At 61.9% G+C, this 14,477-nt stretch carries 11 protein-coding genes and 2 pseudogenes; 7 read left to right on the forward strand and 6 right to left on the reverse strand.

The genetic code is table 11. The annotated features are described in order from the left end of the window. From ACIQ17_RS10395 to ACIQ17_RS10410, 4 genes and pseudogenes are all read left to right on the forward strand, one after another. Window positions 1–787 (forward strand): annotated as a pseudogene (locus ACIQ17_RS10395) (hypothetical protein); the annotation flags it as partial. Window positions 788–906: 119 nt separating this feature from the next. After that, window positions 907–1,632, forward strand: coding sequence for a thermonuclease family protein (locus tag ACIQ17_RS10400; protein ID WP_398468169.1), 726 nt, complete (start codon window positions 907–909; stop codon window positions 1,630–1,632). Window positions 1,633–1,694: 62 nt separating this feature from the next. After that, window positions 1,695–2,554 (forward strand): annotated as a pseudogene (locus ACIQ17_RS10405) (LssY C-terminal domain-containing protein). A gap of 69 nt (window positions 2,555–2,623) precedes the next feature. Beyond that, window positions 2,624–3,802, forward strand: coding sequence for a pyridoxal-phosphate-dependent aminotransferase family protein (locus tag ACIQ17_RS10410; RefSeq protein WP_398468119.1), 1,179 nt, complete (start codon window positions 2,624–2,626; stop codon window positions 3,800–3,802). Here ACIQ17_RS10410 and ACIQ17_RS10415 read toward each other — a convergent pair. From ACIQ17_RS10415 to ACIQ17_RS10430, 4 genes are all read right to left on the reverse strand, one after another. Further along, a complete protein-coding gene (locus ACIQ17_RS10415) occupies window positions 3,799–5,058 on the reverse strand; it encodes an MFS transporter (RefSeq protein WP_398468171.1) in 1,260 nt (419 codons plus the stop codon). The two genes, ACIQ17_RS10410 and ACIQ17_RS10415, sit on opposite strands and share 4 nt — an antisense overlap. Window positions 5,059–5,142: 84 nt before the next feature. Continuing rightward, entirely contained in the window at window positions 5,143–5,598 is a 456-nt protein-coding gene (locus ACIQ17_RS10420) for a PRC-barrel domain-containing protein (protein WP_398468173.1), read from the reverse strand. Between the two features lie 274 nt (window positions 5,599–5,872). Further along, complete coding sequence (locus tag ACIQ17_RS10425; protein ID WP_398468121.1) at window positions 5,873–8,077, reverse strand: glycogen debranching N-terminal domain-containing protein; 2,205 nt, start codon at window positions 8,075–8,077, stop codon at window positions 5,873–5,875. Between the two features lie 72 nt (window positions 8,078–8,149). Then, window positions 8,150–9,916 (reverse strand): ABC transporter ATP-binding protein, encoded by a 1,767-nt coding sequence (locus tag ACIQ17_RS10430; RefSeq protein WP_398468123.1) that lies wholly within the window; start codon window positions 9,914–9,916, stop codon window positions 8,150–8,152. A gap of 301 nt (window positions 9,917–10,217) precedes the next feature. On the opposite strand from ACIQ17_RS10430, the gene ACIQ17_RS10435 reads away from it, so the two are divergent. The 3 genes from ACIQ17_RS10435 (at window position 10,218) to ACIQ17_RS10445 (ending at window position 12,640) form a co-directional block, all read left to right on the forward strand. Beyond that, a complete protein-coding gene (locus ACIQ17_RS10435; RefSeq protein ID WP_398468125.1) occupies window positions 10,218–11,282 on the forward strand; it encodes a glycosyltransferase family 4 protein in 1,065 nt (354 codons plus the stop codon). A 198-nt stretch (window positions 11,283–11,480) separates the two neighbouring features. Beyond that, window positions 11,481–12,230, forward strand: coding sequence for a glucose 1-dehydrogenase (locus ACIQ17_RS10440; RefSeq protein WP_398468127.1), 750 nt, complete (start codon window positions 11,481–11,483; stop codon window positions 12,228–12,230). Window positions 12,231–12,460: 230 nt separating this feature from the next. Beyond that, window positions 12,461–12,640 (forward strand): hypothetical protein, encoded by a 180-nt coding sequence (locus ACIQ17_RS10445; protein WP_398468129.1) that lies wholly within the window; start codon window positions 12,461–12,463, stop codon window positions 12,638–12,640. Here the strand turns inward: ACIQ17_RS10445 and ACIQ17_RS10450 are convergent. Next, entirely contained in the window at window positions 12,637–14,013 is a 1,377-nt protein-coding gene (locus tag ACIQ17_RS10450) for an FAD-containing oxidoreductase (protein ID WP_398468131.1), read from the reverse strand. The two genes, ACIQ17_RS10445 and ACIQ17_RS10450, sit on opposite strands and share 4 nt — an antisense overlap. Continuing rightward, window positions 14,010–14,468 carry a DUF4126 family protein gene (locus tag ACIQ17_RS10455; protein ID WP_398468133.1) on the reverse strand — a complete coding sequence of 153 codons (459 nt, stop codon included), beginning with the start codon at window positions 14,466–14,468 and terminating at the stop codon, window positions 14,010–14,012. The genes ACIQ17_RS10450 and ACIQ17_RS10455 overlap by 4 nt, the downstream gene beginning before the upstream one ends. Window positions 14,469–14,477: the final 9 nt, after the last annotated feature.

A 14,477-nucleotide genomic window follows, 5' to 3' on the forward strand; every position in this document is an offset into this window, starting at 1 on the left:
GGCCTGCTCGTTTTCCGCGGCCACGCAGGCAGGATCGAATGACCCCATCCTCGATCAGCCACTGCTCGATTTCTATGCCGGCTATCAGGTCAACGAGGGCGCCAACGAACCCCTGGTCACGGTGCCGATCAACAATAACATCAACTACGACGGCGCCATCGCCACTTGGATCGACAACCTCGCCGGCCAGCGTCCGTATGGCAACGATCTTGATCCCACGCTGAATCTCGACGTGCTGGAAGTATCCTTCCGCAACTGCGCGCGCTGGCAGGTGGTGGAAACACCGAAGCGGCTGGAGACCGTGCATCGGATCATCGGCTTTCAGCGACGGCTCGTTGAATCCGGTGCATTTGCGGAGCCCAGATCGCACATCTATTATCTACCCGAGCTCTACTGCGCCTATTTCGGCCGCTGCTACGCAGCATTCCGCGCGCTGCCGGATGACACGCAGCGCAAGCTCGATCCCGACAACACCTTCGAATTCATCAAGCCGCACATTCTTGCCTATGTCGCCGACGAGCTGATCGCCCGCGAGATGAACGCTTTTGATGCCGCACTTGCCCTGATTGCACTCGGCCATCTCGGCGGCGAGATCGCTCTGTTCACGCCCGCGCTGCAATGCATCATCCGCAGCCATGGCGAAGGCGGTCGCAAAGGCCCGTTCAAAGCCTATGAATGGAACAAGATGAAAACCCCAACCCGCATTCTGGTCGGAGGGCCCGAGGTCACCTCGGCTTTCGTGCTCATGGGTCTCGCGCTGGCGCGGACTGCGATGCAGAGGCATTGATTGCTGCTGCTCGCGCGGAGTTGAGACAATCTATCCATGACGCACTGGTGTCTTCGACGAAATGTCGGCACTGTCGTTTGATTATCGTCACGATGTTGCAATTCCAAGGCCTCATGCGCATGACTCGCCTGCTCTGCCTCGCTCTCGTCCTTCTCAGCCTGTCGACATTGGCCGAAGCTGCCGATGTGACGGGTGTGCCGAAAATCCGCGATGCCAATCAGGTGACTATCGGCAATGCGCGTATCCGTCTCGCGGGATCTGATGCGCCCGGCCTCGATCAATTGTGCCTCAACGCCAATGGCGAGCGCTGGAATTGCGGCATCGCCGCACATGATGCGCTGGTCGCGCGCACAAGCGACAAGACGTGGACTTGCCGCACACAGCGCACCGATCGTTTCGGCCGTGCTGTCGCCAAATGCGAGGCTGACGGCGAGGACGTCGCGCAGTGGCTCGTAAAGAGCGGATGGGCGCTCGCTTATGTGCGTTACTCACGGATGTACGATGCCGATGAGAAAACGGCCCGCGAAGCGCAGGTGGGGCTGTGGACCGGCGCGTTCGTTGCGCCCTGGGAATGGCGCGTGCGCAACAAGAAGGCCGGCACCCTGGGTGTCATCAAGCCAAAGCCCGAGACATTGCCGATCCTGTTTGCGTCGGCTTCCGGCGCCACCGCCCCCTCGCCGACCTGCCGGATCAAGGGAAATGTCAATCGCGCCGGCGTCTGCATCTATCATACCCCGGAAAGCCGCTGGTATGCCAAGATCAAGATGCGGGTCAGTAAGGGCACGCGCTGGTTTTGCTCTAAAGAAGAGGCCGAAGCAGCCGGTTGCCGCGAGACTCGCCGCTGATCTGACCGGCTTGGCGATGACATCGCGGCGCCGACGTGGCAGGGTCCGCCCGCGATTCCCCCATGGGCGAGATCTTGGACCAGCCAGACAGCCATCCCATCGTCGAACAGCAGCGCCGCAGCCGAACCTATCGTGCGCTGCGACTGACCCTGCTTGCCGCGATCATCTATGGCGGAATTGCGTATCTGCTGCTGCCTGAGCTCTGGACGCATTATGAGCACCAGAAGTCGCTCGCCGGCATGCCGATGACCACCATGACCCCACAGGGCATTCCTGGCGATCCCATCAATGTCGGCCTGATCGGCGACAGGAAGGACGTCATCTGCGCGATGCATGCCGCAGGCTGGTATCCTGCCGATCCCGTCACCCTGAAATCATCGATCGAGATCATTGGCAGCGTGCTGCTCGATCGCCCCTATCACAATGCACCGGTTTCGCCCCTCGTCTATCTCGGCCGCCGCGAAGATCTCGCTTTCGAAAAGCCGTCAGGCATCAGCCCCGACCGCCGCCATCACGTGCGCCTGTGGCTGGTGCTGGACAAAGGGCAGGAAGATCGCCCGGTCTGGCTCGGTGATGCCACTTTCGACCGCAGCGTCGGCGTGAGCCGATACACCGGCGCCATCACCCACCACATCGCTGCGGATATCGACGCCGAGCGCGCGCTGCTCGCCGGCGACCTCGAAAAGCAGGCATGGTGGAAGCCAGATATCAAGTCACTGGGGTTGGTCCCACCGTCGCCGGCCGCAATGGCGGCGGCGACCTGTATTACACCGATGGTGAAATCTGGATTCAGCGCCTCGTGGTCGGCTGCGCCAAACGCACGGAGCCGCCGGAGACAATCCCGAGCCCGGCCGCGACGGAAATCAAGGACCAGATCTTCCGCGCCGTGGCCAATGTGATCGGCCCGACATCGACACATTGACGGCATCGTCATTTTGATTTGTGTCGCCCGCCATGCGACGGTGGCCGACAACGATAACAAGGACAGAAAATGGTCGTTCGCGCAGGTCGTGAATTTCTTGCCATCCCCGGCCCCACCACAATGCCGGACGAAGTGCTGCGCGCGATGCATCGCCCGCCGCTCGATATCTATTCCGACGCCATGGTGCAGCTGACCTATGGGTTGCTGGATGATCTTCGCACCGTGTTCGCGACCAAGGGCAAGACCTATATCTACATCGCCAACGGCCATGGGGCCTGGGAAGCAACACTCACCAATGTGCTGTCGCGCGGCGACAAGATCCTGGTGTTGGAAAGCGGACGTTTCGCTGTTGGCTGGGGCAATGCCGCGCGCCTCATGGGCGTCGAGGTCCAGAGCCTGAAGGGTGACTGGAATCGCGCAATCCGCCCGGCCGAGGTCGAAGCAGCGCTGCGGCACGATACCGAGCACAAGATCAAGGCCGTACTCGCGGTGCAGATCGACACCGCATCCGGCGCCTATAACGACATCGAAGCCATTGGCAAGGCGATCAAGGCCGCCGGCCACCCAGCGCTCTTCATGGTCGACGCCGTCGCATCGCTCGGGTGCATGCCGTTCGAGATGGATGCCTGGGGCATCGATGTGGCGATGTCTGCCTCGCAAAAGGGACTGATGACGCCGCCCGGCCTTGGCTTTGTCGCGGCCAATGATCGTGCGCGCGAGGCGCACAAGTCGGCGGGCCTGCGGACGCCCTATTTCGACTGGACCGAACGCGACGGCAACGAACATTATCAGAAGCATTCCGGCACAGCGCCGGTGCATCTGATGTTCGCGCAACGCGCAGCGCTGGACATGATCTTCGACGAGAAGCTGGACAATGTGTTTCAGCGACATCGCCTGCTCGCCGAAGCGGTGCGCCGCGCCGTAGCGGTGTGGGCTGAAGGCGGCGTTCTCAGCTTCAACATTACTGAAGCGAAAGAGCGCGCCAACACTGTCACGACCATCAAGATGGCAGATCCGGCGCCATTGCTTGCTTATTGCCGCGAGAAATGCGGTGTCATTCTCGGCGTCGGCATTGGCGACCTCAACGGCAAGGCATTTCGCATCGCCCATATGGGCCACGTCAATGCGCCGATGATCCTCGGCACGCTCGGCGTCGTCGAAATGGGCCTGCAGGCGCTCGGTATTCCGCACGGCAAGGGCGGCGTCACCGCCGCCCTCAACTATCTCGGCGAAAGCGTGACGCCTTAGGACCGACCGGATTCAGCGTGATCGCGTTTGGTCTCCGGCATCACCAGCAGGATGAGCAGGAAGCCAAGCGCTGCCACGCAGGACAGGCCGATAAAGGCGATGGGCGCACCGAGCTTGTCCGCCACATAGCCAGCCGTGACGGTGCTGAGCGAGGCGCCGATGCCGGTCGCCGTGCCGACAATGCCCTGGGCGAGGCTGAAACGTCCGCGACCGAAGGTGATATCAGAGACGATCAGCGGGATCATCACGGCGAAAACCGCTGCCGTGATGCCGTCGAAAATCTGTACCGCGACCAGCGCGAACGGATCAGTCACCACCGAGAACAGCAATCCGCGAATGGCAAGCGCGGAGAAGGCGACCAGTAGCAGCGGGCGGCGCCCCCATTGCTGCGCCTTGCGGCCGACCGTGGGCGACGTTGCTGCCACAAATGCCTGAGGCACGACGATGCAGAAGGCGATGAGCGCAGGTGCCCAGTCGGCCGACCGCGTGGTGACCACACCGGCCATCAATGGCAGCATCGCAGCATTGGCGAGCTGCAGCAGCAGCACTGCGCCAGCGAAGATCAGCAGAGGCTTCTGGCGGACGAGGTCGCGGAAGCGGAATGGCGGGCTGCTCTCGGCTTGCTCCGCCGCCTGTCCATGGGCACGTGCCGGATCGATCTCCTGATGACGAATGCGGGACAGCGCATAGAGCACCGGAATCGCGAGCAGGAACGTCACGATGAAAACCGAGCGGCTGGACAGGAGATAACCGCAGGTGCCCATGACGGCGGCTGCGACGCCGTTGCCGAGCGACGCAAAGCGGGCATTGCGGCCAAGCCGTTCGCCGATCCGCATCGGCCCGACCAGCCCCAGACTCATCGCAGCAATCGCTGGACCGAGCACGCAGCTGGCCATCGCATGCAGCGTCGCCGCCGTGACCACGACCGGAAAGATCGGCGCTGCTGCGTAAGCAAGGGCACAGCAGGCAATCGCCATGACCGCCGCTCCCACGACCAGACGCGTCGAGCGGACAGCATCGACGATCGCGCCGCCGGGAATCTGGCCAAGTAGCGCGACGACGCCACCGATCGACAATACGAAGCCGATCTCCACCTGAGTCCATTTCTGGGTGGTCAGATAGACAGCGACAAAAGGACCGAAGCCGGTCTGCACGTCGGCAAGGAAGAAGATGAACCAGTCGAGGCCACGCAGGCTCTGCTTCGAGGGCTCCGGCGAACGCTGATCGGGCTTCTTGTCACCGGGCTCTGGCGCGATCCCGGGCGCGCACGCGACTTCCGGCACGGCCTCGGTCTCGGGGCCGGTACGATCAACAGCACGCGTGGGCGCCTGAACGGCCAATTATCGCTCCTGCATGGTGATGGGCGGAAACTTGAGCGGCGTCAGCGTGCCGGACGCGCCAAGTACGACGATCGGCTGGTCATCCTTGTATTCCGGCGCGGCACGCACCTGCTCGCGCGTCAGGTCGAGCGTGATGCTTGCGGTCTTGTCGGCAACGTTCCAGAAATGCAGCGCGGCCCAGTCGACCACGATCTTGCGTGAACCGACGCCGAGAAATCCGCCGAAATCGATCACGGCGGCTCGCACCTGTCCGGCCCGATCGACAATGACATCAGCAATGCGGCCCATATTCTCGCTGGCGGGGCTGCGCACATCGCGGCCGAGAATGCCTTTCGCATCGAAGGCATCGATCACTGTCACCGATGGCGGCTTGGCCGCCGGTGGCATGACTGCAGGGGCATTCTCCGCCTTTGGCGGAGCGGCCGGCTTGACCGGCTCGTTCGCGGCAGGCGGCACGGCGGCTTGCGGCGGCGATGGATTGCCCTGCGCCGGCGAAGGCGCTGGCTGCGACGTTGCCGCTTCCGGTTTGTCGGCCGGCACCGTTTCCGGTTGCGCGGCCTGTGCCTGTTTAGCGCCGGCCTCGGAGGATGGCACAGGCGCATCTGCCGCGACAGCAGCACTGGTTGTCATCAAGACAGCAAGCAGTCCGGCAAAAAGGCGGATTGCGGGCATGGACAGTTCCTCACTCAGGCTTGCTGCTGACGCAACGCGCAGCAGCGAAGCACAAACATCACTGCGTCAACACGATCGAAACCCGGATCTGCCCGCGGCTGCGAAGCACCTCGAGCGACACGTCGTCATTATGTTTGCGCAGGCACAGATCGACGCTGGACTCGCCGAGTCGTACATCGCGCAAGATCACATGTTGAAGGAACGACGGCATGCGCGGATCGCGGAAGCGAATCTCACCACGTGCGATGTCGAACTCGATCCCGAGCGCCGCCTCCAGCAGCGTGAACGGCGTTGCACTGGCCCAGGCTTGCGGCGCACAGGCGACAGGATAGAGCGTCGGCCCGCGGCGCTTCTCGCGCTGGAAGCCACAGAACAGCTCCGGCAGGCGACGCAGATCCATATAGGTCGCCGTATCGAACAATCCCTTGAACACGGCTTCGACCGAGTGCTTCAGTCCATAGCGCGCGAAGCCGAGCGCGATCAGCGCATTGTCATGCGGCCAGATCGAGCCGTCGTGATAGGACATCGGATTATAGCGGGCCTCGCCGCGCGCGATGGTACGGATGCCCCACCCCGTGAAGAAATGTGGCCGCATCATATCCGCAGCGACCATGCGCGCGCGTTCCTCGCGCACGATGCCCGTGAACAGCAACTGACCCGCATTGGACGAGCGAACGACACAAGGCAGCTTTGCACCGTCGAGCGCCAGCGCATAAGTGCCGATCTCCTCGCACCAGAACGCCGCTTCGAACCGATCGGCAAGCTGTTGCGCCTCCGCCTCGAGTTGCTCGGCACGTCCCGACATTTCCAGCCGCAGCGCCATGCGCGCGGCGAGATGCTTCGCCGCATAAACATAGCCCTGCACTTCGGCGAGCGCGATATTGCCTTCGGCAAGTTTGCCATCGGCATGGAAGATCGCGTCATACGAATCCTTCCAGCCCTGGTTCTGCAGACCTTGCTCTGTGGCGCGTTGATATTCGACAAAACCGTCGCCGTCGGGGTCGCCCGGTCCGTCGATCCATTTCAGCGCAGCCTCGATCGCCGGCCAGAGTTCGCGCAACGTGTCTTCGTCACCGGTGCGCTCGACATAGAGACCTGCAAGCAGCACGAAAAGCGGCGTCGAATCGACACTTCCGTAATACTGCGCGAAGGGCACCTCGCGCAGCGCCGCCATTTCACCGCCGCGCATTTCGTGCAGGATCTTGCCGGGCTCGGCATCATTGAGTGGATCGACATCCTTGGCCTGGAACGCAGCCAGGCGCGACAGAACGCCTTTCGCCACCCGCGGATCGATCCATAGCATCTGCAGCGCGGTGATCAGGCCATCGCGCCCGAACGTGGTCGAATACCAGGGGATGCCCGCATAGGGGTAACGTCCCTGCGGTGTGTTGGTCATGAGGATATTGAGATCGCCCATGGCCTGACAAAGCACCTCGTTGAAGATATCATTCGAGGTCTCGATGGTGGTCGCGCCCTTGCTGAAATTGCGCATCTCGCGGCGATGCGCCAGCAGGCCGCGGAGAAACGGCACCGGCTTGTGGTCGACTTCCACATTGCAACTGGCGGCCACAAAGAGCGATGTCACTTCCTGCGGACCGAGATCGAAATGGTAAGTCGCCTTATTTGCCGACAGCTGCGTCGGGCGCGGGTCGAAATACATCATCGTCCGCAGCGGCTTTCCATCGAGGCCGGTATATTCAAGCGCCACGTGGCTGGGATCGACCAGCCGGCTGGTTGCGACGCCGCGATGCTTGCGCCTCTCGCCGCGCACCTCGAACAGGTCGGCAAAATCATTGTCGAAGCACAGCGTCAGATCGAAGCTGGCGGGCTCGTTACCATGATTTTGCAGGCCGATGCGTTGATAGGCGGCACCGCGCCACAGGAAGACGGTGCGCACGATATGCAGCATGTCTTTCTGCAGGATGATCCGGCCATCGCGATAGATATCGGGATTGGTGAGATCGATCGTGAGCGATGAATTGTCGTCCCGCAGATTGGAGCCGAGCAGAAGCGGCTGGACGTCGTTCAGCGCGAGTTCGAGCCGCGCGAGATAGCGCGTATCCTTGTTGAACAGTCCGTCCGGCCCCCCCGCGGATGCGCCGATATCGCCGTGACTGTCGAGCACCGCGAATGTGTCATCGTGCTTCAGCGCACGCCGCGGCCGTGAGGCCGGACCGGTCATCGGAATATAGAACGGCGACTCGACGACTTTCTGATCAGCGAGCGCTTCGCGTGTGGCGGCAGCGGCAGCTTTGACGGGCATGGGTGACCTCGGCCAGTTGAATGGACATGGCGATACGCATGCGGGAACGCATCGTGCAGGTTAGCTGAGTCGTCAGGCCGCGTGGGCGGCCAGCCGGCTCATTTCCTGCGTCACCAGTTCGCGATACGGGCCCTGACCCTGCATCAGGAGATCTGGCTTGCCGTCCTCGATGATCTTGCCGCTGCGCAGCACGACTACGCGGTCGAAGTTCCGCAGCGTCGCCAGACGATGGGCAATAGCGATCACCGTGCGACCGCGCATCAGCCGCGCCAGCGCCTCGCGGATGGCCTCTTCCGACTCGCTGTCGAGGGCGGCCGTGGCCTCGTCGAGCAGCAGGATCGGCGCATCCTTGAGGAAGGCACGCGCGATCGCGATACGCTGGCGCTGACCGCCGGACAGCTTGACACCGCGATCGCCGACCATGGTGTTCAAGCCTTCCGGCAACTGCTCGATGAAATCGCAACGCGCATCGATGGCCGCACGCATCACCTCCTCGTCGGTCGCATTCGGGCGGCCATAGCGGATATTTTCGAGGATCGAGCGATGGAACAGCGAGATATCCTGCGGTACGACCGAGATGGCGTGACGAAGACTCTGCTGGGTCACGCGCGAGATATCCTGCCCATCGATGCTGATATGACCTTCCTGCACATCGTAGAAGCGCTGCAGCAGGACGAACAGGCTCGACTTACCGCCGCCCGACTGGCCGACGAGACCGACACGCTGGCCTGCATTGAGCCGCAAGGTGAACTCGTCGAAAACTTTCTGGCCGCCGGGATACTGGAACGAGATATTGTTGAAAGCGATCGCCGCGCCCGATTTCACCAGAGGCTCGGCTTCCGGATGATCGCGCAGCTCGTGGGGCACCAGCAATGTCGCCACGGCTTCGGACAGGCGTGCGATATGCTGGGTCACGTCCACCAGTGCGACGGCGAGGTCTCGCGTCGCGTGGAGGATCGAAATACCGAGCGTACAGATCAATACCACCTCGCCGGTCGATGCGCCGCCACGCTGCCAGAGCATGATGGCCCAGCCGAGCAAGCCGATGGTTAGGACGACGGTGATAGCGGCATGGACGACGCGAAGCCGCTCCAAGTAGCGCAAGCTGCGCCCGCGCGCATTCAGCTCGCGATCGACCGTGTTGTCGAAACGCTTGTGCTCAAAATTGAGTCCGCAGAACGCGCGAACAAGCGGAAGATTGTTGACGACATCGACCATCTCGCCATCGACTGACGCAGCCTTGTCGGCGAAATCGTTGTGCAGACTCTTGCCGGCGGCCGCCATCTTGAACATCAGGACGACGATCCCACCCGCAACGACAGTCAAGCCGGCTGCCATCGGCAGGCTGACGGTGCCGATCAGCAGAATCGCGGCAAATGTCGCGACGATGGGTGGCATCACATTCCAGATGAACATGTTTTCTATGGTGAAAACCGCATTCGACGTGGCCGTGATCCGGCTCGTCAGCATGCCTGGCAGGCGATCTGTAAAGTAGTTCGGGGCATGTCCCGTGAGATGGCGGAAAATATCGCGCCTGAGATCGCCGGTGACATTGACGAATGTGTAGCTCGCGATCCAGCCCGCGACGCGCCACAGGAACATGTCGGCCGTGATCAGTGCGATCAGGATTCCGAATGCCCACCAGATCAGCGTGCCGGCGTTGGACGGACCGGCAGAGAGACCATCGACGAGATTTTTAATGCCGTACTGGGTGCCCACCGAACAGGCAACCGCGCCCAGGATGGCTAGAATAATGATGGAATGCGAGAGCGCTCGCATTCTGATGTACCGCATCACAAACGCGAAAGGGCGGTGCGCATATCCGGAGAGATAATCCATGTGCGTTACTAAACCCCTTGAAAGGCAAGGATGAATCGACGGGCAGCGACTCCGCCCGCGAATGATAGTGATGCAATCGCGATTTCCCCACGCTCTTGCCTTTTCAGCGCAACAATCAACCGTCACCACTTGTTCCCGAACCTGAAAGACCGTGATGGCAGCAACAAGACCGTAGTGTGAATGAAAGTCGCAGATGGGTAAGGAACTTCGCAGCTGCGAGAACGTTCCCTCGCCTGGCAAGCCGATGCCTGAACTGCTCACACGTCGTTAGCCCTTCACTTCCAACATGGGAGATATGTATATGCGCATCGCGCAAGTGGCCCCGCTAACTGAAGCCGTTCCGCCCAAGCTCTATGGCGGCACTGAACGTGTCGTCCACTGGTTGACCGAAGAGCTTGTCGCGCAAGGGCACGACGTGACGCTGTTCGCCAGTGGGGACTCGCACACTACTGCCAAGCTGGATGCCGGCTGGCCGAAGGCACTTCGCCTCGACGGGTCGGTGCGCGATCCGAATGCGCTGCATATGGAGATGCTCGAACGCGTCCGCCAGAAGTGCGACGACGATGAGTTCGACATCCTGCACTTCCATCTCGACTACTATCCGTTCTCGCTGTTTTCCCGTCAGCCGACACCGTTTGTGACGACTTTGCATGGCCGTCTCGATCTGCCGGAACACCAGCCGACCTTCACGACCTTTTCGAAGGCGCCGGTGATCTCGATCTCAGACGCCCAGCGCCGCCCGGTTCCGCAGGCGAATTTCATCAAGACGATCTATCACGGCCTGCCGGAGCAGCTGCTGACGCCACAGGACGTCAAGCCGAGCTATCTGGCGGTGCTTGGCCGCATCGCGCCGGAGAAAGGTGTCGATCGCGCAATCAAAATTGCCATCCGCGCCGGTATCCCGTTGAAGATCGCCGCCAAGGTCGATCGCGCCGACGAGGAATATTACGAGGCCGTGGTGAAGCCTTTGATGGATCACCCGCTGGTCGAGTTCATCGGTGAGATCAGCGACCGCGAAAAGCCGGATTTCCTGTCTGGCGCTTACGGCCTGCTATTGCCCATCGATTGGCCGGAGCCGTTCGGTCTCGTGATGATCGAATCCATGGCCTGCGGTACCCCCGTGATCGCCTATAATCGCGGTTCTGTGCCCGAGATCATCGATCAGGGCCTGACCGGTTTCATCGTCGAGGACGAACTCAGCGCGGTGAATGCCGTCGGTCGCCTTGCCGATATGGACCGCGTCGCTATCCGCAAGCATTTCGAGAAGCGTTTCAGCGCACGCCGCATGGCCGAAGACTATGTTGCAGCGTATCAAAGCCAGATGGAGCAGAGGACCCAGCTGCGACTGGTCAGCAGCGCGGAATAAAAAGCGCATCTGCAATCGAATACCAAGGGCGGCCGTAAGGCCGCCCTTTTTGATTCGTGCATGCCCCCATGCGCGACAAAGCCACGTTCACATCGTCGCAGATGCGTATCGCGCGCTGCCTACGGCTTTCCAGCCAGCGTCGGAAATCCTAGTCTTTGCGACACGCGTCGTTACGACGCGGCATCCGGGAGAAAACAAATGAGACTTCAAGGCCTGTCCACCATCGTTACCGGCGGCGCATCCGGTTTCGGCGCCGAGATTGCCCGCGCTTATGCGCGCGAAGGCGCCAAGGTCGTCATCTTCGACCTCAATGCCGACGGCGCGAAGAAGGTGGCCGACGAGATCGGCGCCAGCGCGATCGCGCATGGCGGCAGTGTCGCCAACAAGGCCGATGTGGATGCCGCCGTGAAGCTGGCGGTCGATAAATTCGGCAAGCTCGACGTGGTCGTCAACAATGCCGGCTGGACTTTCCGCAACAAGCCGATGCTGGAAGTGACCGAGGAAGAATTCGATCGCGTCTTCGACGTCAATGTGAAGGCCATCTTCCTGATGACCAATGCCTGCGTGCCCGTGATGAAGAAGCAGAAGAGCGGCCGCATCATCAATATCGGCTCCACGGCTGGCGTGCGCCCGCGGCCGGGCCTGACCTGGTACAACGCCTCCAAGGGCGCGGTGAACCTGATGTCGAAATCCATGGCTGTTGAACTCGCCCCGGATGGTATCCGCGTCAACTGCATCGCACCGGTGATGGGCGAAACCGGCCTGCTGGAAGCCTTTATGGGCGTGCCGGACACACCGGAGAATCGCGCCAAGTTCATCGGCACCATTCCGCTCGGCCGCATGTCGCGCCCGTCGGATATCGCCAATGCCTGCGTCTACATGGCCGGCGAAGAATCCGAATTCCTGACCGGCGTGATCCTGCCGGTGGACGGTGGGCGGACCATCTAGCGCATGATCCCGAAAAGTGGGGCCCGGTTTTCGGACCGGATCATCGCGAAGAAAGACCGCTGAAATTCGTAAACCATCGAATCCGGTGAGATTCGATTCACCAAGTCCCTTAAGCAGTTCAGCCCAGGTTCATGCGATGATCCCTGCATGATCGAGGGACAAACCTCGGCAGGGAAGGCGTCAGGGTCAGGTCGGTCAACGGCCTGACCCGTCTCTTTGGGGATCATCACATGGCAGCGAAGAAGAAAGCTGCTCCGCGCAAAAAGGCGGAGAGCAACGACACGGTTCATCCGGCTTTCGCCGTTCTGCGCACGGCCACCCGCAGCGTCGTCAATATGGCCATCGTCAGCGCCGCCTGCGGCACCACGCTGCTGACCTTGATGGCCGCATTCAAGTTCCAGCTCGCCTAAGCAGGCTTCATGTCGCCCAGCAGTGTCGGGATCAATTCCGACACCGTGGGATGCACCGGAACCGCCCATTGCAGTTCTGTGTAATCGGCGCCGGCATTCATGATGTCGAGAATGCCGTGAATGGCTTCGTCGCCTGATGTGCCGAGAATCGCAGCGCCGAGAATTTTCTTCGTTTCGGCATCGACGATCACCCGCATCTTGCCCAGCGTCTCGCCCTTCTCCACCGCGCGGCCGACATTCTTCATCGGCCGTTCGCCGATCAGCAGCTTTCTGCCCGTGGCCTTCGCCTGCGTCACCGTCATGCCGACGCGACCGAGCGGCGGATCGATGAACAACGCATAGCCGGGAATACGATCGCTGACCTTGCGGCCTGCGCCATCGAGCAGATTGGCGGCGATGATCTCGAAATCATTATAGGCCGTATGCGTGAAAGCCCCGCGGCCGTTGCAATCGCCCATCGCATAGACGCCAGGCACACGGGTCGCAAGACTGTCATCCACCTCGATATAGCCCCGCGCATCCACGGTGACGCCAGCCTTGTCGAGCCCGAGGTCGTCGGTGTTGGGACGGCGGCCGACCGCCAGCAGCACATCGCTGCCGATCACCTCCGGCGTGCCTTCGGTGCAATCGACACCGACGGCGACGCCATCAGGATGCGGCTTGAACGTGATGCATTCGGCGCTGGTGCGGATATGAATGCCTTCGGCTTCCAGGATCTCGCGGATCAGTTCGGAGATATCAGTATCCTCGCGCGACACCAGACGCGGGCCCTTCTCGACCACCGTGACTTCGGCGCCGAAGCGGCAAAACATCTGCGCGAATTCGAGACCGATATAGCTGCCGCCGACCACCACCAGATGCTTCGGCACGCGGTCCAGCTTCAGCATGCCGCTATTGGTGAGATACGGCACGTCATTGACGCCGGGAAAATCAGGTATCACGGGTCGCCCGCCGACATTGATGAAGATCTTTGGCGCGGTCAGCAGATCATCGCCAACGCGAACCGTGTTCGCGGATTCGAAGCGCGCATGGCCGTCGAACACCGTGCAGTTCTTCATGTTACGCAGCCAGCCCTCGACGCCGCTGCGCGAGTCCATGATCACCTTGTCGGCGCGCGCCCGGACCTTTGCCATGTCGATCCGTATAGGCGCATCGATCATCACGCCATAGTCGGCACTGCGACGGGCGAGATGGGCGGCATAGGCGCTGGCGACCAGAGTCTTGGTCGGCTTGCAGCCGGTATTGACGCAGGTGCCGCCGAACAGATGGCGCTCGATGATCGCGACCTGCTGCCCCGCTGCGGTGAGACGGCCGGCCAGCGACGGACCGGCCTGGCCGGCGCCGATGATGATTGCGTCGAAAGCCCGAGTCATTTCAGCGCCAGCACGATGACAATGGCGCCGATCACGGCAACCGCATCCTCGATGAACGCGGCGGGCGCATCCTTCCCGAAATGCGCCGCGAGTTGCCCGCGCAGATGGGCACCACCGAGCGTGCCGATGACCGCACCGATGCCGCCCGCGGCGGAGCCAAGCAGCCAGTTCGCCGGACCCGCCACCGCAATGCCGGCGATGATGCCGAGCACGATGCGGGTGCCGAATTGCACGGGCACCTTGCGGCTGGGCGTGGAAGGCAGCTGATCGGTCACGAGTTCGACGATGGCGAGAATGGAGAAGACCGCAACGGCCCATGACGAGCTGAGAGACGAGAGCCAGGTGCCGGACACATTGATGACGCCGAGATAGGCAGCCCAGCTCGCCGCCGCTGCCCCGGTCATGGCGCGCAGGCCTGTGACGATCCCCAACAACAACCCAACGACATAGATCATCGCCAGCCC

This window comes from Tardiphaga sp., assembly GCF_044340795.1.
In the GTDB taxonomy this organism is placed as follows: Bacteria; Pseudomonadota; Alphaproteobacteria; order Rhizobiales; family Xanthobacteraceae; genus Tardiphaga.